The organism is Allobosea sp. P1_B10 (assembly GCF_056406735.1).
The window spans coordinates 1-17961 of record NZ_JBFTZP010000020.1 but is presented as its reverse complement, the minus strand read 5'-3'; the positions used below and the strand labels follow the sequence as shown (position 1 = coordinate 17961).

14 protein-coding genes and 1 pseudogene are annotated in these 17961 nt (G+C 64.8%); 9 read left to right on the top strand and 6 right to left on the bottom strand.

Going from position 1 to position 17961, the window contains the following annotated elements:
* Nucleotides 1-8 precede the first annotated feature (8 nt).
* Entirely contained in the window at nucleotides 9-2228 is a 2220-nt protein-coding gene (locus AC1D2L_RS24305) for a condensation domain-containing protein (RefSeq protein WP_476848478.1), read from the top strand.
* Here the strand turns inward: AC1D2L_RS24305 and AC1D2L_RS24300 are convergent.
* A complete protein-coding gene (locus AC1D2L_RS24300) occupies nucleotides 2197-2955 on the bottom strand; it encodes a 4'-phosphopantetheinyl transferase family protein (protein ID WP_476848477.1) in 759 nt (252 codons plus the stop codon). The genes AC1D2L_RS24305 and AC1D2L_RS24300 overlap by 32 nt on opposite strands.
* Nucleotides 2952-4244 (bottom strand): lipopolysaccharide biosynthesis protein, encoded by a 1293-nt coding sequence (locus AC1D2L_RS24295; RefSeq protein ID WP_476848476.1) that lies wholly within the window; start codon nucleotides 4242-4244, stop codon nucleotides 2952-2954. Before AC1D2L_RS24295 ends, AC1D2L_RS24300 begins: the two co-directional genes overlap by 4 nt.
* A 366-nt stretch (nucleotides 4245-4610) precedes the next feature.
* On the opposite strand from AC1D2L_RS24295, the gene AC1D2L_RS24290 reads away from it, so the two are divergent.
* The 5 genes from AC1D2L_RS24290 (at nucleotide 4611) to AC1D2L_RS24270 (ending at nucleotide 11507) form a co-directional block, all read left to right on the top strand.
* Nucleotides 4611-7487 (top strand): right-handed parallel beta-helix repeat-containing protein, encoded by a 2877-nt coding sequence (locus AC1D2L_RS24290; RefSeq protein WP_476848475.1) that lies wholly within the window; start codon nucleotides 4611-4613, stop codon nucleotides 7485-7487.
* Between the two features lie 702 nt (nucleotides 7488-8189).
* The gene (locus AC1D2L_RS24285) at nucleotides 8190-8696 is read left to right on the top strand and encodes a methanogen output domain 1-containing protein (RefSeq protein WP_476848474.1); all 507 of its coding nucleotides are present in this window, start codon (nucleotides 8190-8192) and stop codon (nucleotides 8694-8696) included.
* Nucleotides 8680-9861 (top strand): sensor histidine kinase, encoded by a 1182-nt coding sequence (locus AC1D2L_RS24280; protein ID WP_476848509.1) that lies wholly within the window; start codon nucleotides 8680-8682, stop codon nucleotides 9859-9861. Before AC1D2L_RS24285 ends, AC1D2L_RS24280 begins: the two co-directional genes overlap by 17 nt.
* Nucleotides 9858-10517 carry a response regulator gene (locus AC1D2L_RS24275; RefSeq protein ID WP_476848473.1) on the top strand — a complete coding sequence of 220 codons (660 nt, stop codon included), beginning with the start codon at nucleotides 9858-9860 and terminating at the stop codon, nucleotides 10515-10517. Before AC1D2L_RS24280 ends, AC1D2L_RS24275 begins: the two co-directional genes overlap by 4 nt.
* A 279-nt stretch (nucleotides 10518-10796) precedes the next feature.
* A complete protein-coding gene (locus tag AC1D2L_RS24270) occupies nucleotides 10797-11507 on the top strand; it encodes a LuxR C-terminal-related transcriptional regulator (protein WP_476848472.1) in 711 nt (236 codons plus the stop codon).
* 460 nt (nucleotides 11508-11967) lie between these two features.
* On the opposite strand, the gene AC1D2L_RS24265 is transcribed toward AC1D2L_RS24270, so the two are convergent.
* Complete coding sequence (locus AC1D2L_RS24265) at nucleotides 11968-12156, bottom strand: hypothetical protein (protein WP_476848471.1); 189 nt, start codon at nucleotides 12154-12156, stop codon at nucleotides 11968-11970.
* A 15-nt stretch (nucleotides 12157-12171) separates the two neighbouring features.
* Between AC1D2L_RS24265 and AC1D2L_RS24260 the strand changes: the two genes are divergently transcribed.
* Nucleotides 12172-12663, top strand: coding sequence for a LuxR C-terminal-related transcriptional regulator (locus tag AC1D2L_RS24260; RefSeq protein ID WP_476848470.1), 492 nt, complete (start codon nucleotides 12172-12174; stop codon nucleotides 12661-12663).
* Nucleotides 12664-12705: 42 nt separating this feature from the next.
* A complete protein-coding gene (locus AC1D2L_RS24255; protein ID WP_476848469.1) occupies nucleotides 12706-13518 on the top strand; it encodes a glycosyltransferase family 2 protein in 813 nt (270 codons plus the stop codon).
* Between the two features lie 218 nt (nucleotides 13519-13736).
* On the opposite strand, the gene AC1D2L_RS24250 is transcribed toward AC1D2L_RS24255, so the two are convergent.
* Complete coding sequence (locus AC1D2L_RS24250) at nucleotides 13737-15035, bottom strand: glycosyltransferase family 4 protein (RefSeq protein ID WP_476848468.1); 1299 nt, start codon at nucleotides 15033-15035, stop codon at nucleotides 13737-13739.
* Nucleotides 15032-15997, bottom strand: coding sequence for an NAD-dependent epimerase/dehydratase family protein (locus AC1D2L_RS24245; protein WP_476848467.1), 966 nt, complete (start codon nucleotides 15995-15997; stop codon nucleotides 15032-15034). Before AC1D2L_RS24245 ends, AC1D2L_RS24250 begins: the two co-directional genes overlap by 4 nt.
* Before the next feature lie 419 nt (nucleotides 15998-16416).
* Here AC1D2L_RS24245 and AC1D2L_RS24240 point away from each other — a divergent pair, with 419 nt between their 5' ends.
* Entirely contained in the window at nucleotides 16417-17622 is a 1206-nt protein-coding gene (locus AC1D2L_RS24240) for a BaiN/RdsA family NAD(P)/FAD-dependent oxidoreductase (RefSeq protein WP_476848466.1), read from the top strand.
* Nucleotides 17623-17706: 84 nt separating this feature from the next.
* Here AC1D2L_RS24240 and AC1D2L_RS24235 read toward each other — a convergent pair.
* Nucleotides 17707-17961, bottom strand: a pseudogene (locus tag AC1D2L_RS24235) (ferredoxin--NADP reductase); the annotation flags it as partial.

Genomic DNA, 17961 nt, shown 5'->3' with positions numbered 1-17961 from the left:
CTTTCACCATGTCCGATCCGACCGTAACGCGGGCACGCTGCTCGACCGGGCAGCAGTATTTCTGGCGTCTCGATAGTGCCGATCCCGGCACCCCGAGCCTGAACATCGCCGTCAAATGGCGTATCCGCGGGCATCTCGACGCCGCGATCGCGCAGGCGGCCTTCCAGGCGATCATCGAGCGCCACGAAGCCTTGCGCACGGCGATCGTCGCCGTGGCCGGCCGCCCGATCCAGCTTCTGTCCGAACACCTGCCCTTCAAGCTGTCGGAGATCGACCTGTCCGGCCTGCCCGAGGCCGACCGTTTCGGCGAGGCCGAGCGCATCGGCGGGCTGGAGGCACAGGCACGCTTCGACCTCGCGACGGCGCCGCTGCTGCGTGCGACGCTGGTCAGGCTGAGCCGCACCGATGCGGTGCTCCTGGTCACGGCCCATCACATCGTCAGCGACGGCTGGTCGATGGGGATCCTGTCCAAGGATTTCGTCGCGGCCTACCAGGCGCTGAGCCGAGGAGCCCGGCCGTCCTTGCCCGAGCTGGCGCTGCAATATTCCGACTACGCCGAATGGAGCCTCGAAGGCCTCGCCACCAATGCGCTCGCGCGCGAGGGCACCTATTGGAAGGCACGGCTGGCCAATCTCCCCTATGTCGAAGTTCCGCCGGACCATCCCGCCCCCGTCGCGCGCAGCGCCAATGGCGCGACGATCGCGCGATTGCTGCCCAAGCCGCTCACCACAAGGCTGACCGAGCTTGCGCGTGGCGAGGATACGACGTTCTTCACGGCCGCCTATGCGGTTCTGCTCATCCTGATGCACCAGCGCACGGGCGCCTCCGATATAGGCCTCAGCACGCAGATCGCGGCGCGCGACGAGGTCGAGCTCGAGGGGGTCGTGGGGCCCTTCGTGAACACGCTGGTGCTGCGCACGCGGATCGCGCGCGAGCAATCCTTTCTGGAGCTGTGCCGCAGCGCCCGCGATACCTTCGAGGAAGCCGTAGAGAACCACCTCTGGCCGATCGACCGCGTCGTGCAGGCGCAGCAACACGGCCTGGAGCGCGGGCGCCCGCCTGTCTCGGTCAACTTCATCGTCCAGCGCGCCTTTATCGGCGAACTCGCCAATGACAGTTTCAAGCTCTCGGGCATTCCCTCGAACCTGCCCGGCGCCCTCTACGATCTCAATTTCATCCTGGTCGAGCGCGAGGAAGGCTGGCGCCTGACCTGCGAATATCATCGCGACCTCTATGACGAGGCGACGGCTGCAGCGCTCGTGGCGCAATATGAGCGGATCGCGGAGGCCGTGGTCGACGCCCCAGCCGACAAATTGCCGCGCGCCCCGGTGCAACCCGCTGCGCCGCCACCCCGCCCCGCTGCTTCCAGCGTCGCCCAGCCCGTCGCCCGTTCTCCGGGCGTCAATCCGGCGATGCGCCGGAACTGGCTGCAGCAGGCGGGAACGCAGTCGACGCTTTTCGCGATCAGCCATACCGCCCAGAAATTCAGCCTGTACCGGCCGCTGTCCCAGGAGCTCGGCCCCGACCAGCCTTTCGCCACGCTGCAACTGATGCCGTCCGCGCCCGGCGAAGAGGCGCCCGGCACGCTGGCGGAACTCGCCGCCGTCTATTGCGAGGCCATCATGGCGGCGAGCCCGACCGGTGCGCTGCGCCTGGTCGCGTTCTGCCGCTCCGGGATCATCGCCTATGAGGCAGCCAGGCAGCTCGAGGCGGCGGGCCGCAAGGTCGAGCTGGTCGTGCTGATCGACTGCTGGGCACCGGGCTATTTCCTGCGGCAGCCCTATGCGCGGCGGCTTCTGTTCAAACTTCGCCGGATGCAGCGCTTTGCCAAGCGCCAGTGGCGCGCCGGGCCCCGCAGTTTCGCGACCCGGATGTCGTTCTGGCTGCAGTCGACCGCGCCGGTGCGCCGAGCGAAGCGGCTATTGTTCTGGCGGCCCGCGGAGGAAGCGCTCGACGAGGCCGAGTTCTGGCGCGCCACCGATGAACTCGAGGCGCTGGTCCAGCGCTACACACCCGAGGGCTATGGCGGGCAGGTGCTGATGTTTCGCAGCGAGGCCATTCCCGCCGGCTGGCCGCCTGACCCGGCGCTGGGCTGGACGCAGCATCTCCCGGACGGCACGCCCTGCCAGCCTGTCGTGGGCGAGGAGCATGAGGGCGCGTTCTCCGCAGCCGGCTCTCGCTCGATGGCGCAAGGGATCAGGAATATGCTGGGTTTGGCGCCGCGTTGAGCTTCGGGTCGAGCAGCAGCGGGGTGGCGCCCGGCCGCGCCATCCAGACGCATGTCCAGCCCTGGCCACGCGCGGCAACCGCGCCGCAATAACCAGGCGCGGGCTCGAGATGCGCGATTTGCCAGCAGGCGGCCTCGGCGGGATCTGATCGGACGCGAAGCAGCCGCGCGGGCTCGTCGAGAGACACTTCGAATGCGTCCAGCGGTGTATTGAGCCCGGTGCCGGTTGCCTTGAGATAGGCTTCCTTGCGTGTCCAGAGGCGCATGAAGGCGCTGTCGCGCTCGGCAGGCGCGACATTCGCAAGCGCTGCCGCCTCACCAGGCGCGAAACTGTCTTCGGCGATCTGTCGCGGCATTGGCCTGACATGCTCGATGTCGACACCCACCGCCATCTGCTCCGCAACCGCGACGATGGCGAGGTCACCGGAGTGGCTGAGATTGAAGCTGACCCGCGGAGTGCCGCCGCTGGCGAGTGCGAGCTGCGGCTTGCCATGGGCGCCCTCGCCGAAACGCAGCGCCTCGGGCGGCACATTCACATAAGCCCCCAGTACGCGACGAAGCCAACCATGCGCCGCCGTGAAGGCGACCATCGCCGTGCGATCGTGGAATCGCGCGGCCCGTGCCCGCTCCTGCTCGGACAGCAGTGCGTGCCGAGTCGCGAACTCGCCCACGCCGATCTCGGTGCTGCAGCACCAGAGATGCACCTGCGCGGGCCCGACGGGGATCATGGCGCGCGGGTGATGGCGGCATCTGCGCCGCCGGTTTCGGTTTGAGGCGCTGGAGATACCCCGGCGCTGGACCATAATTCGCGGCCCAATATCGTGAGCACGACCAGCGTGATGAGTTCCGCGGTCACCGAGACTGCGATCACGCCCGCTACGCCGAACATCACGCCGGCCGGATAGATCGCCAGGATATTGAAGCCTGCCGAGGCCAATGTGGCGACAAAGATCGAGCGCGTCCGCTCCATGGCACGGTAGGCGCAGTACAGCGCCACGTTCAGCAGCGCGATCGGGAAGATCAGCGAATACCAGACAATCAGCCAGTCGAACTCCAGCATCTCGCTGCCATAGAGCAAGTGCAGGAGCCAGGGGCCGAAGAGGGCCAGAACGAGCAGGCCCGCGCCCCCGATTGCCGCCGAGCCCAGCAGCACCAGGACGAGCATCCGCTTGAGCCCGGCCAGTCCGGATTCCGCCATCGCCTTGCCGACGAGCGGCGGCACGATGTTCTCCAGAGCCTCGCGCACCATGTTGCCCATGGCGAGCAGGCTCTGAGTGGCCCGCAGGGCGCCCACGATCCGGGGCCCGAACAGGCTCGCCGTGACCAGAACCCCGCTATACCCCACGGCCCATTGCCCGGTGGCAGTCAGGACGAGCCAGCGTGCAGACCGCCATTGCCGTGCCGTCGTTTCGCGAAAATCGCTCCAATCCCAGCACAGCGGTCCCAGACGGAACAGGCCGCAGAAGGTCGACAGGGTGGCCGCGCCGGCAACGGCCCAGAGGGCATTGTGAATGCTCATCAGTCCCGTGTGCCAGAGCAGCGCGAGCGCGCCGACCTTGAGGGCCTGGTTGACGATGTCGATGACGAAGACGGATCCGGGGCGGCGCCGGGCGAAGAGGTAGCGCCGCATGAAGTCCTGGCACAGATAGCTCCCGGCCGCCGCCGCCATGGGCAAGCCGATGCCGTCGAGTTGCGGGGTCGTTTCCGTCATAACGACGAGGATGCCCGAGATCGCCGCCGTCACCGCGACCACATAGACGAACTGGTGGACCAGCATCACGGTGAAATAGCTGTCGGCAGTCCGCCCGCTTTCCTTCGTGCCGATGCTCATCATCGGACTGACGATCAGACCCAGTTGCAGGCTCATAGCCAGATAGACTGGCAGCCAGAGCATGGCGTAGAGGCCAAACGCCTCCAGCCCCAGCGAGCGTCCCAGCAGGACCGTCGTCAGGAAGTTGCAGATGCTCGCGAAAGCCTGGTCGCCGAAGGAGAGGGCGGGCGCCCTGACCCTGCTCATCAGCGCTTTCGTCCGTCCGGGCCCGCCGCCCCGGCGACGGAGTTCGATCGAGTCAACACTCACCCGAGCCATCCTGTGATGTCGGGCCGAGAGCCCGCCGCGCGCGCCTGTCCGCAAATCCGTCTCATCTCGTCTCCGCAGGCCAGGGCGCATTCGGGGCGGGTATGTCAGTCTCGCACTGGGGCTGATCATAGCGCCGGGATGCCCTGGGCCGCGCTGGTCATCGAGACTACCCAAAACGGTGCTGGCGACGGTCCCCGACCCGTGCCTGCTGGGCTGGCTACCCCGAAAGCCCATCCTGACCGGCTGCCCGCGGGCTGTACGATGCCGCGAACGCAATCCCCGGGGGGACGCCGAGGAGCAGCCGTGGCGCAAGCACTGTCAGCGCAGATGGAGATGTCGGACGGCCGGCGGATGACGGACCGCTATCTGCCGGTTCTGGCGCTCGGCTTTGCCGGTTATGTGGTCCTGGGCAAGAGCTTCGCCTATCTCGGCGCGCCGCCCCTCTTCATGGGCGAGATACTCTTCGGTTTGGGGCTGCTGGCGCTCATTGCGAGCGGTTGCCTGACGGCGCTGCTCAGCACGGGCCCCGCACTCATTGCTCTGGCATTGCTCGGCTGGGTGCTGTTTCGCACGCTGCAGGGTGTCGGCACCTACGGCATCGACGCGCTGCGCGACGGCGTGGTCGCGATCTATGCCGGCTTCGCCTTCATCGTCGCCGCGCTATTGCTGGAGCGGCCCGCGCGCCTGGCACAGATCATGGGCTATTTCAGAGTGCTCGTCAGGGTGATGGTGCCACTCTCGATCGTGGCCTTCATCGTGGCGCGTTTCGCCGGCTCGTCGATGCCGCGGATTCCGGGCCAGGATGTCGGGATCCTCTCGGTCCGGACCGGCGAACTCGCCGTCCATCTCTGCGGCGCGGTGGTGCTGGTTCTGGTCGGGCTCTGCAAGGTCGGGCGCATCTGGTGCGTCACAGTGCTCGTGGGCTCCATCCTGATCGCCAGCCAGAACCGGGGCGGCATGCTGGCGCTGTTGATTCCGGTCGTGTTCGCGATGCTGCTCACCGGCCAGTTCCGCCGCCTCGCGGTGATCGGCGGGGGGATCGCCATCCTGCTCGGCCTCGCCTACGCCGTCGACCTCTCGATCGACATCCCCGGCAATGAGCGGGCGCTGAGCGCCAGGGCGCTGGCCGACAATATGGCCAGCATTGTCATGTCCAACGATGCCAATAATCTCGACGGCACGAAGCAGTGGCGTCTGAACTGGTGGGAGGCGATCCGCAACTACACCATTCATGGCCCCTATTTCTGGACCGGCAAGGGTTTCGGCGTGAACCTGGCGGAGGCCGATGGCTTCGTCGTCGGACTCGAGCATGGCGGGCCTGTCCTGCGCAGCCCCCACAGCATCCACATGACCTATCTGGCCCGTGGCGGCGTGCCCGGCCTCGTGCTGTGGCTGCTCACCTGGGCGAACTGGATCGGGGTGCTACTCGCCGCCTCGCGCCAGGCACGGCTGCGGGGCGACCACGACTGGTCGCGGTTCTTCATCTTCCTGGTCTGTTACCTCGCCTCCGTCGTCATCGACGCCTCCTTCGACGTCGCGCTTGAAGGGCCGATGCTCGGGATCCCGTTCTGGATCCTGTTCGGTGTCGGGCTGGGGTCGTTGATGATCTATCGCGCCCTCAACGTCAGGGCGAGGCCGGTGCAGCGTCGGACGACCATGGCGGCGAGCAGGCAGATCGCCGGCGCGCTCCTGGTGCTGGCCGCACTCGGTCTTCACGGCGAGCGCGCCGAGGCCAGCGAGCCCCGGACCTGCCCCGAGCGTTCCGTCCGCATCGCCGTCGGCGCCTCGTTCCAGGCTGCAGTCGACGCGGCCGCGCCGCGCACCACCTTCTGCATCGAGCCCGGGCTGCATCTGGGGCAGCGGGTCGCGCCCAAGGACGGGCAGGTCTTCATCGGCCTGCCGGGCGCGGTCATGAGCGGTGCCGAACGCCTCACCGATATCCGCAAGGAGGGGCCGTACTGGACCGCCGCGATCGCGGGGCCTGCGATGCGCCCGTTCGGGACCTGCCTGGCGTCGCGACCGCTCTGCAACCGGCCGATCCGTTTTTTCCTGGACGACAGGCCTCTCGAGCCGGTCGAGCGCCTCGACGCGTTGCGCCCGGGCAGCGTCTTTCACGATGCTGCGCTCGGAAAGGCCTATTTCGCCGACGATCCCGGAGCGCGCATCCTCGAGAGGACGCGCCGCGCCCACGCCTTCTGGAGCAACGGCGCCCGGAATGTCGTGGTCAGGGGGCTTGTGATCGAGAAATATGCCACCCCGGCGCAGCAGGGCGCCATCTTCGGCGACGAGGATGCCCGGGCTTCGGGTTGGCTGATCGAGGACAACGAAGTCCGTCTCAACAGCGGAGCGGGCATCGCCACCGGTGACAGGACGATCGTGCGCGGCAACCGCATCCACGACAACGGCCAGCTCGGCATCTCGCCCAACGGCTACGATGTCGTGATCGAGGACAACGAGATCTACGCCAACAACATCCACGGCTACGACGCCACCTGGGAGGGCGGCGGCGTCAAGGCCGGTGCAATCGAGAGGCTGACGCTGCGGCGCAACCGCGTGTACGGAAATTTCGGCTCGGGCCTGTGGTGCGATGTCGACTGCCGCGACGTCCTGATCGAGGACAACATCGTCGAAGGCAATGCCGACGCCGGCATCTTCTACGAGATCAGTTTCGACGCCGTCATCCGCAACAACATCGTGAAGCTCAACGGCACCGGCGCAGGCGGCCAGCAGGGAAGCGTCTGGTTCTGGGGCGCCGGCATCCAGATCGCGGCCTCGCGGGGCGTTCAGGTCTACGGCAACATCGTCTCGGTCGCAGAGGGCGCAGCCGGGATCATGCTGATCGACCAGGCGCGCGACAATGGCGCCAGCCCGGCGCAACTCTACAGGACGGCCGACAATCTGGTCCGGGACAACATCGTGATCTACCAGGGGCGGGCCGGCATGTCGGGCGGCGCCAGCGATGTCGCGCCCGCCAGCCCCAATTTCGGGGTCATCGAAACCGGTGGCAACCGCTTTGACGGCAATACCTACATTGTCCAGCCTTCGGCCGAGGCTGCGACATTCATCTGGGGCCATCAGCCGGTCTCATACGAGACCTTCCGGAGCCTTGGCCAGGAGAGCCGGGGAAACCTCGTCCAGAGGAAGACGGGAACCGCGTCGGGCAGGGCTAGTCTCGAATAGCCGCAGAAGGTGAATTTGGGGCGCGCCGATCGTGGCGGGAGCCAGCGTATCCGTGGCCGGAAACGCGTGCAGGTCGAGCCGAGTGGATGCAGAAAGCCGAGCAGCGGGCTCGTTACACGATAGTAATCGCGCAATTGTGTTCACCGCTGCCTTTGGGTGATCAAGCTCCGATACGCTCTGTCCGCGGGCTGGTACGTGGCTGTGCGAGCTCACGATCACCGAAAATCGGTCGCCAGTGAGCACAACGATCGCGGGTTGTGTAACAATTGACGCAGACAGTATGTTCATGTCGTGACACTATCGCAGCCCGCCTATTTTTTCGCATGCTGCGATGAATGGGGTGAGTGAAGATGTGCCTACGCCAAACAACTTAGATATGACCAGCGTTTGAGTAATCGCAGGGGTAGTGGAGCAGCTCGCATGGCTGAGCTTTTCAACCGGATCGGACTACATCTCGCTAATCGAACTCCCCTTCGACGCGTTGGTTTGAGCAAAAGAGTGAGACGGGCAAATAGTCGAAACCGTAAAGGAAGCTTGCGCTGTTTCCAGGATTCGCGTGGCGGTCAACTTCATTCATTTTTTATGATCTCATGCGAATGCTTGGTCTAAGGCATTTTTTCCCTGATGGAATCGTGTTGAGGAGGACCGATCGTGGGCTCGTCACGACCTGTTGGAGATAAATCCCGCCAAGACGTTGGCTCTTTGGACATCCATTTCAATCATCGGATTCTGGTCGATGAGATGCTTATCGGAATCGTGAAGATGATCGAGGATGTTGCTGGCATAGAAGATGCATCGGTATTCATAGGAAGCGTGGCCGGACAGATCGGCTCGAATCTCGAAAAGAAATATAGTGTCGCGTTGGGCGTGCAACGTTTCACACGTGAACAACTTAGCGCCGTTCTCGTCGACTTGGAGAATCGAGCTGGTGGTCACTTCTTTGTTATCGAGGATCATCCTGATCGCATCGTTTTGGGAAATTCGAGGTGCCCTTTGGGCAAGGCGGCTCGAGGACACCCCTCCATATGCATGATGACGTCGAACCTGTTGGGACGCATGACTGCCAACGCGCTTGGATATGCCGCCATCGATATCGAGAAGACCATTGCGAGGGGCGACCATGGCTGCCGCATTGTGATCGACCTCGTGCCGGCGGAGCTGGGGCCGGACACAAGGGAATACTTCCGTGACGATGCGTTTCCCATGTGAAAGCGTAGTCGGTATCGAGCACCTGGACGAACTCGCCCTGGTCGTCGGCAGCGATGGTGCCATCCAGGCCATGAACCGGGCCGCGCGCGCGGCCTTTCCCGATGCCGAGACCCTGCCGTCGCTCTTCTCCTCCTGCCGGGACGATCCCGAGGCGCTGGCTCGTTATCTCGCCTGCTGTTCGGGGTCCCGCCAGCCCGTGCTCAAGCGCATGACCTTTGTCGGGGCAACGGGACCCGTCGACCTTCGATGCTTCGGCAGCGTCCTGGTGCCCAAGATGGGCGACATGCCAGCCACCATCCTGTTGCGCCTGTTTGCCGGGCTGGATCCGCGCTTTTCGGCGGGCGCCGAGCGGGCGCGCCGGGAGGCTGTCGACCGGCGATGCCAGCTTGCCATCGAGAGCGCCGACGAATTGCGAGCCGACCGGCTGCGTATCATCGAGCAGTATCTGTTCATCGCTGAGGCCCTCAGGCAGGTCGAACGACAGAAGCGCGATCTCGAAGGAGAAATCGCACGCGTTCGTGCCGAGGAGCGCGAGCACATCGCTCAGGACCTCCACGACCAGGCAGGCCAGGAACTCGCCTCCGTGATCGCCGAGATCCGGCGCATGCGCGACGGTGACGTCGGCGGCAACAAGGAGAGGCTCGATCATCTGGCCGACCACCTCGCCGAGGTCGGGCGCAGGTTGTACCGGGCTGCTATCGGCTGCAGGCCCAGGATCGTCGAGGAGCTCGGTCTGGTCAGCGCGATCGAGGCGACCGTCAATGCCTATTCCGGCGATAGCGGCCTCGAAGCCGCTTTCGCCTGTACGGGTGCGCAGCCCGATTCGATCCCGACCGTCGTCGAGAGTGCAATCTATCGTGTCGCCCAGGAGGCCCTGACCAATATCGTCAAGCATGCCCCGGCCGCGCGGAACCTCGACGTCAGGATCGCGTTTGACAGCAAGTCCATCATCTTGACGGTCACTGATGATGGTCCGGGGTTTGCTATGCCGTTCGAGCGGCCGCCAGGCGAGGCGCATGATTCGGGGCAGGGGTTGCGGGGCATGCGTCAGCGCATGTGCAGCATCGGCGGCAGCTTGGATATCATCTCGACCGTCGGCGAGGGCACGACCGTGAGGGCGACGGCGCTGCTTGCCGCGGAACCGATGCGGATCCTGACAAGATGACAGCCCGGATCATCCTGGTCGACGACCATCCGATAGTACTGGCGGGACTGCAGACGCTTCTGCTGAGCCTGCCCGATCTCGAGCTGGTTGGTCAGGCGATGTCTGCGGGGCAGGCGCTTGCCCTGGTCCGCGAACACGAGCCCCATATCGCGATCCTCGACATGGGGCTGCCGGGAATGAACGGCGTCGCTCTCGCGGAGCGTATCTTGGAGATCGCGCCCGAGACACGCATCGTCATGCTCACGCATTTCGAGGAGCCGAGCTATGTTCAGCGCGCGCTGAAGGCTGGAATTCGCGGCTACGTCCTCAAGGGCTCGGCCAACGACAAGGTCGCGCAGGCGATCAGGACCGTGCAGAGCGGCGGCGTCTTCATCGACTCCGCGCTCGAGGAGTTTCGCTCAGAATGGGTGCGCAAGCTCGCGCAGACGGCCCGGCCCGAGGCCGATCTCGCTGCCGGAAAACTGACCCAGCGCGAGGCCCAGGTCCTTCGTCTGGTCGCTGTCGGGCACTCCAACAAGGAGATCGCTCGCCGCACGGGCCTCGGTGTGAAATCGGTCGAAACCTACCGTTATCGCGCCTGCAAGAAGCTCCTGCTCAATTCGCGCCTGGATATCATCCGTTACGGCGCCAGTCATGGCTGGATTCTCGATCTCTGATTGATCCCGCCCGGTTGCCGCAAATCGGCATGCCCTGCCACCGGCGTCGAGCCTATGGGGGGTAATCAGCTTGGCTGGGCCCCTGGAAATAATGCTCACGCCGGACGCGGCTTTTCGTCCTGATGGGCACGCCGCCTCCCGCGCCATCCTCGCTATCATGAGCCACTTATCTGGCCTCGATGACTTCGGTCTCGGCCCGGCAGGCCGCCGGACCGGCGCGACGCCGAAGCGATCGAAGCTGTTGGGCCGCAACGGGCGACTGGATCGGCGACACGAACCATGGTCAGGATTCTCGTTGCCGACGAACAAGCGCTTTACCGGACCGGCCTGCGTGTCGTCATCAGTTCAGCGCTACCCGATGCCGACGTCGTCGAGGCGGCCGATCTCGACAGCATGATGCAGTTGTTGATGGGGCCCGATCCCATCGATCTCGCGCTCGTCAGCCTGAGTATCACCAAGACGGCTGATCCCCTGGTCATCCGGGACTTCAAGCGTGCGTCGGCGGCGACGCGCTACGTCATCATCTCGTCCGAATGTTCCTTCGATCAGATCCTGCGATATCTCGCCGAGGGCTTTCACGGCTTCATCTCCAAATTGCAGCGCGAGGACGAGATCGTCGAATCCGTGCGCGAAGTGTTGTCGGGGCGTCTCTCGGTGCCTCAGGCGCTGATGCCTTCGGCAGGGGAGGCCGAGCGGCCTCCGCCCCGCGAGAGCGGGTCCAGGCGCCGCTGGATGAGGCGGCAGAACAAGTTCGGCCTGACGCCGCGCCAGAAGGATGTTCTAGCCCTTTTGGCGGAAGGACTATCCAACCGCGAGATCTCGCAGGCACTCCACATCGCCGAACCCACCACCAAGATCCATGTTTCGGCGCTCATGCGGGTGCTGAATGTCCGAAATCGGACCGAGGCCGCCATCCTTGCGAGGAACCTGATCCGCACAATCGAAATGGATCCTGACCGGACCAGGCCGCTGCGGCGCAAGAAAATCTAGTCCTTGGGATAACTGCCGTAGCGGTTCGCTGGCCACTTGCCAGCGCGCTTGCCAGAGCTGTAGGCTCGAAGTTGAGCCTGTAGTCGCGCTGTCGGCTGAGCTTGTCTCCCGAAGAATTCACAGATCTGTGACCGCTTGGATACGAGCAGATGTAAGGTTTATCCTTACGTCTATCGTACTTTCATGACAGGACGGATGGCAATTATTTAACTACCCATTAACGCTGAGTTACGGGGGGCGATGTCGAAATATACATTACCCAAAATCGTGACAAGAGTATCCCTGTGGGCAGTTAGCTCCACGGCGATTGTTGATGCTGAAGGCGATGACTTTCCGGGAGGATTCGCTGACTTAGGGCTTAATTTCTGTCTGGTTCTGTGTTGCGAAATGGGAGAGTTCGATGCCTGAATTCATCGAGACCGCCGTCCTTAGCGATAATGTATTATTTCGCGAAGGTATCTCACAGCTTCTCAGTGGTGCACGCTTCAGGGTTAGTCACAGGACATCCAGTCTGGACTTCCAGAGGTGCCGCGATAGTCAAGTCGCCCCTGAACTTTTCATCGTCGTCATCGACGATTCCAGCTGCAGCATCGTCGGCGACATCCGGCGCCAGTTCAAACAAGCAAAGATCGTTGCGCTTGCCCTGCATGACAGCCGCGACCTCATGCGCCGTGCCATCCAGCTGGGCGCGGTCGGCTACCTGGTCGAGTCGGTCTCGGCACAGGATCTCATCATGTCGCTCGAGGTCGTCGTCGCCAATGGCGCCGTCTTCCCGCCCGATCTCCTGTCACTGCTGTCCGAGGTCGCGGTCGAGCCAGAGCGGCTTCTCCAGGATGTCGTACGCCGTGCCGACGGAACCTCCTTCTCGGGTCTGTCAGGCCGTGAAGTGAGCATCCTCGAGGGTCTGATGCTCGGTGAATCCAACAAGGTCATCGCCCGCAAGCTGATGATCGCCGAGGCGACCGTGAAGGTCCACGTCAAGGCCATCCTGAGGAAGGTGCGCGTCAAGAACCGGACCCAGGCCGCGATGTGGGCGATGCAGAACGCCGCCTCTCAGATCCCGGTCGTCCAGGACAACTACCTGACATCCGACGACGCCCTGCCAGTGTTCGTGCCGCCATCTGCGGACGCGATCATGGCTCAGCGCGTTCGCTGAAGTTCCGCACAGTCGCACAAAAGCAAAGAGCGGAGCTTCAAGATGATCGTGACTGTCGTCACCCCTACGCTGAATGGCATCGTGCATCTGCGTGAATGCATCGAATCGGCCCGCCGCAATGAGGCGCCGGGCATCGAGGTGGAGCATGTCATCGTCGATGGCGGCAGCACCGACGGAACTGTCGAGCTTGCGCAGAGCTATGGCCTGCGCGTTCTCCAGGGCAAGGACAGCGGCATCTTCGACGCCATCAACAAGGGCTCCTTCGCCTCGTCCGGTGAACTGCTAGGGTTTCTCGGCGCCGACGATGTGATGTGCGATGGCGGCCTGAAGGCCGTCGTCGAGGCCTACCGCGGGAGCGGCAGGCGCTGGGTCGTGGGCGGGATCCGCTGGACCAACTCGAAAGGCCATGATCTCGGCGGGCTCGCGGCGCCGCCGAACTGGATGACGCCGCGCATGCTCGTCTGCCTCGGCTGGAATCCGATCATGCATATGGGAACCTATTTCTCGCGGTCCTTCTTCGAGGAGCTCAACGGCTTCGACATCGCCTACAAGGATGCGGGCGACTACGAGATGTTCTGCCGTGCCCTGAGCCTGGCGCCCTATGGCAGGATCGGGCGCCCCATCGCCTGCTTCCGCCGCACCGGCGTCAACAACAGTGCTGTCCACGGTGCCAGGACCGCAGCCGAATGCGCAAAGGTCCGCGCCTATTACGGGCCGTCCTCAGAACGCCAGAGACTGTTCTGGCGCAGTGCGCTCAAGGCCTATTTCAACCTCGCCAACCCCGACTGGCTCGCGGCCAAGATCGCTGACTCCACGCGGACCACGTTGAAGCTTCAGCCGAAATCCCACTTCTGAGAGGCGGCCCGACACCGGGCAAGCCACGACAGGTTTCGACCGCGCGACAACACCGTCGCGCGGTCCTTTTCATTTGGCGGCGACATCGCCGGGCGCTGGAACCTGCGGTCGAAACGCCCCCCGCAGCGTTGCTCCGGAGAGAGAAGCGCCCGCTCCACCGTCCGGGGTGGCGCGGGCGGCGAAGCTGTCAGCCAGGGCCTTCTGGTGCGTGGGAGGCTTCAGGACGCCGCCTGATGCGGCTGCGACGGGATCTCGGCGCGGACCGCCTCGCCACCCGCGCCCTGGCCCGAAGCGGACCGCGGCGCGGGCTGCGCGATGCGGGACCTCTCGGCCAGCACCCGCTGATACTCCAGATGGGCCAGCGACGCGGCCCGTTCCCAGGTGAAATCGGCGGCAACGCGAGCCCGGGCATGGCGCCCCATCGCGACGAGCATCGCCGGCGTCCGTGCAAATTCGGTGACGGTCGCGACGAGTTCGTCGACCGACCCGGGGGTCACGAGCCTGCCGCAGCGCTCGTCGAGCTGATGCGGGATCCCGCCGACATTCGACGCCAGGACCGGCAGGCCATGCGACATGGCCTCGAGGATGGACAATGGGAAGGTGTCGGCCAGCGTCGGGAACACGAACAGGTCCGAGCGCCGGAACAAGGCGTTCACCTCGCTGTCGCTCAGCCGCCCGGTTACCACGATGCGCTGGTCGGGCCGGCCTGGCCGCAACGCTGCGCTGTAGTCGATCTCGGCCCGCTTCTCGCCGCCAACGATCAGGAGATAGGGGCACTGCAACTGCGAGAACGCAGCCAGCAGTACGGGCAATCCCTTGTTAGGGGTATGGTTTGCCAGGAACATGCAGGTCAGCTGCCCGGCGCGCCGCTCGGGGATGCCGAGATGGCTGTAGGCGGCCTCATCGCGCGCGGCATCGGCTGGCGCCGGGGCAGGCACGCCATTGGGGACGCTCGCGAGCGCGGCGCCCGAGAAGCCCATCTGCCGGACGATCGCGTTGTCCGCCGGCGACAGGGTGAACACGGCGGCCGCCCGTCTCACAGCTGCGGACACCGGGTTCGACACCAGCGTCTTCCAGACCAGCCGTTTCAGCAAGCCGAACGCATAGACGCGCGCCCCGTTGGCGATCTCGTTGAAGCCATGGGTGGAGACGACATAGGGAATTCCGGCTCGCCGGCAGGCCCGCGCGATCCGCGCCATTTCGAGCGCCGGCATCGGATTATGCAGGTGCACGATGTCGTATGCGCCCGCCCGTATGAGCTGCGGGATGTCCGAGCGGTAGAACAATGTCCGGTAACGGTTTGGAATGTGCCGCGAGCTCAGCAAAGGCGGCAGGGTCACTGTGACCGGGACCCTGCGCAACTGTCCCTCGTCGACCGCCGATTGTGGCCCCATCATGCTGGCAACCGTGACCTGGCAATGTTCGGCAAGCGCGATGCTGAGCTGCTCCCCGGCGCGGCCCGCGCCGCTGACCGACAGATGGGGCGGCGCGATGATGACGGAGAGGACGCGGATCATCGATATTTCGCGGTCAGCGATGCCGACAGGTCGGGCTCGCGCCAGAGATCCCGCAGGGCATCGTCGATGGTGAGCGAGGGCTCCCAGCCGAATTGTTCGCGGATCTGCGTGTTGTCCGCGATGAGGAACGGTCTGTCGACGGCGCGCAGGCGCGAGCTGTCCTCCTCGAGCGCGAACTCGATCTGCGCGATGCTGCGCAGCCTGTGCAGGATCTCATCCACCGAATAGGGGTGCGACGTCCCCAGGTTGACAGTCGCCGTAACGCCGGCAGCCGGCGCCTCGGCCGTAGCGACCGCCGCAAAGCCGCGCGCGGCATCCTCGACATGGATATAGTCGCGCTTGGGCCAGCGATTGCCGAGCTTGATCGTCGTGCGGCCGGATTTCAGCTGGGCGATGATCTCGGGCACGAGATGCGGATTGGTCTCTCCTGGCCCCACGACATTGAAGAGCCGCACCACCACGGCCGACAAGGAGCGCCGGCTGGCGAGATAGCGCACATAATGCTCGCCATGCAGCTTGCTGAGCCCGTAGACATCGTTGGGTTCCAGCAGCGCCGTACCTTCGCGATGAGGCTGCGCGTCGGGCTTGTAGACCGCCCCGCTGCTTGCATAGACGAAGCGCGTGCCTTCGGGGGCGGCAAGAAGCATGTTCATCACGCCGAGCACATTGGTGCGCAGCGTCTCCATCGGCTCCTGCTCGCATTCCGGGATATAGTGGATCGCCGCGAGATGGATGATGGCGTCGGGCCTGAAATCCGCAACGATCGCCTCGATGGCCGCCTTGTCCGCGATATCGGCGTGCTCGAAGCGGAAGCGCTCGCGTTCGTCGGCGGAGAAACGCATCGGGCCGACGCGCAGATTGTCGACGACGCAGACCTCATGTGACCCGTAGAGCCGGCGGACGACCTGACGGCCGACATAGCCGTTGCCGCCCGTAACCAGAATGCGACGATTGCCAGTCAAGACCGCTCTTCCTTTTCAGACCGCGTCAGGAAGAATAAATCGGCTCGCGCTTGAACTGGGAATTGGGGCGTCGGGACTAGTTCCACTGCGCCCTCGGTTCCGCAAGAAAAACGCCCGGAATTTAAGCCGTTTCGACGCGCAGGATTGCCGGATGCCGCAGTATTCGCGCCGCTGCCGCGGGAGCGTCGGCCGCGCTCTGCCGCCTTGCAGGCGATGACCCCGGGGGAAGATTCGTAGTGACATTCACGACGGCGCATGGCTGCCGCAGCGAGCCCGCCCCAGGCGTGGGTGAAGCCTTGCGGACGGGCGCTCGGTTGATGGATGGCTGGAGATCATCTACCCGAGGCGAAGCGCAGCGAACCTTCGTCCGCAGCGCTGCACGAGGCCCGTCCGGGCCGTTCTGGGACTAGCAGCATCCGATGTCGGTTCAGCATTTCGACACTATCATCCTGGGCGCCGGTGCTGCGGGCATGATGTGCGCGATCCATGCGGCATCGCGCGGCGGCCATGTGCTCGTCATCGATCACGCGCGAGCTCCCGGCGAGAAGATCCGCATTTCCGGCGGCGGGCGCTGCAACTTCACCAATATCGGCACGAGCGCCAAGAGCTTCCTGTCGAACAACCGGCATTTCGCCAAGTCGGCGCTCGGGCGCTACACGCAACATGACTTCGTCGCCTTGGTCGAGAAGCATGGCATCGCCTATCACGAGAAGACGCTGGGCCAGCTTTTCTGCGATCACTCCGCCAAGGATATCATCGCGATGCTGCTCGACGAGATGGATCGCGCGGGCTGCGAACTGCGTCTGGGAACGACGCTGGAAAGCCTGGCGCTGATCGAGGGCGGCTTTGCGGTCAGGCTGGGCGGAGAGGGCGCGGCCGATCTCCGCTGCCGCAACGTCGTCGTCGCGACGGGCGGAAAATCGATCCCGAAAATGGGGGCATCGGGGCTCGGCTACCAGATTGCGAGCCAGTTCGACCTGGCGCTGACGGAGACACGCCCGGCGCTTGTGCCACTGACATTCGGCGAGGACGTGCTGGCCGGCTTTCGCGAGATTGCAGGCGTCGCAGCCGATGTGCGGGTCTCTTGCGGCAAGACCGGCTTCAGCGAGGCGCTGCTGTTCACCCATCGTGGGTTGTCTGGCCCGGCGATCCTGCAGATCTCGTCCTATTGGCGTGAAAAGGAGCCGATCAGCGTCGCCTTCCTGCCCTCGCAGGACCTGTTCGCGGATCTGCGTGGATTCCGTCAGGACAATGGCCGCCGAAGCATCGCGAACTGGCTTGCCGAGATCCTGCCGAAGCGACTCGCTGCGTACCTCTCCGAAAGCCATGGTTGGGAGGGCCCGATCGGCGCGGCCAGCGACAAGCGTCTCGCCGCGATCGCGGCGACCCTGCATGGCTGGGAGGTCACGCCCATCGGCTCGGAAGGATACCGGACCGCCGAGGTGACCCTGGGCGGCGTCGACACGGCCGGCCTGAACTCGCGCACGATGCAGGCAACGACCGTCGACGGTCTCTACTTCATCGGCGAGGTCGTCGACGTCACAGGCTGGCTCGGCGGCTACAACTTCCAATGGGCGTGGTCATCGGGCTGGGCAGCAGGAACCGCAATCGCCGAGCGCGGCTGAGGTTGGATCTTGTCTCGAGGGTGATTCGTGTTGCCCCGGTCCATGTCCGGCCCCGATACGGTCTTGCCCGGCAAGCCGCCGCTCCTACCGTTCGGCGAAGGCTCTTTCCAGCACGAATTCGCCGGCCTCGCCGTGGTTGCCTTCGCTGAAGCCGGCCTCGGTGAAGATCGCCTTGAGATCGGTCATCATCTGCGGGCTGCCGCACATCATGAAGCGGTCGGTCTCGGGGTCCATCGGCGGCAGGCCGATATCCTGCGCCAGCTTGCCCGAGGTCAGCAGTTCCGTGACGCGGCCGCGGTTGCGGAAGGGCTCGCGCGTCACCGTCGGGTACCGTCGGGT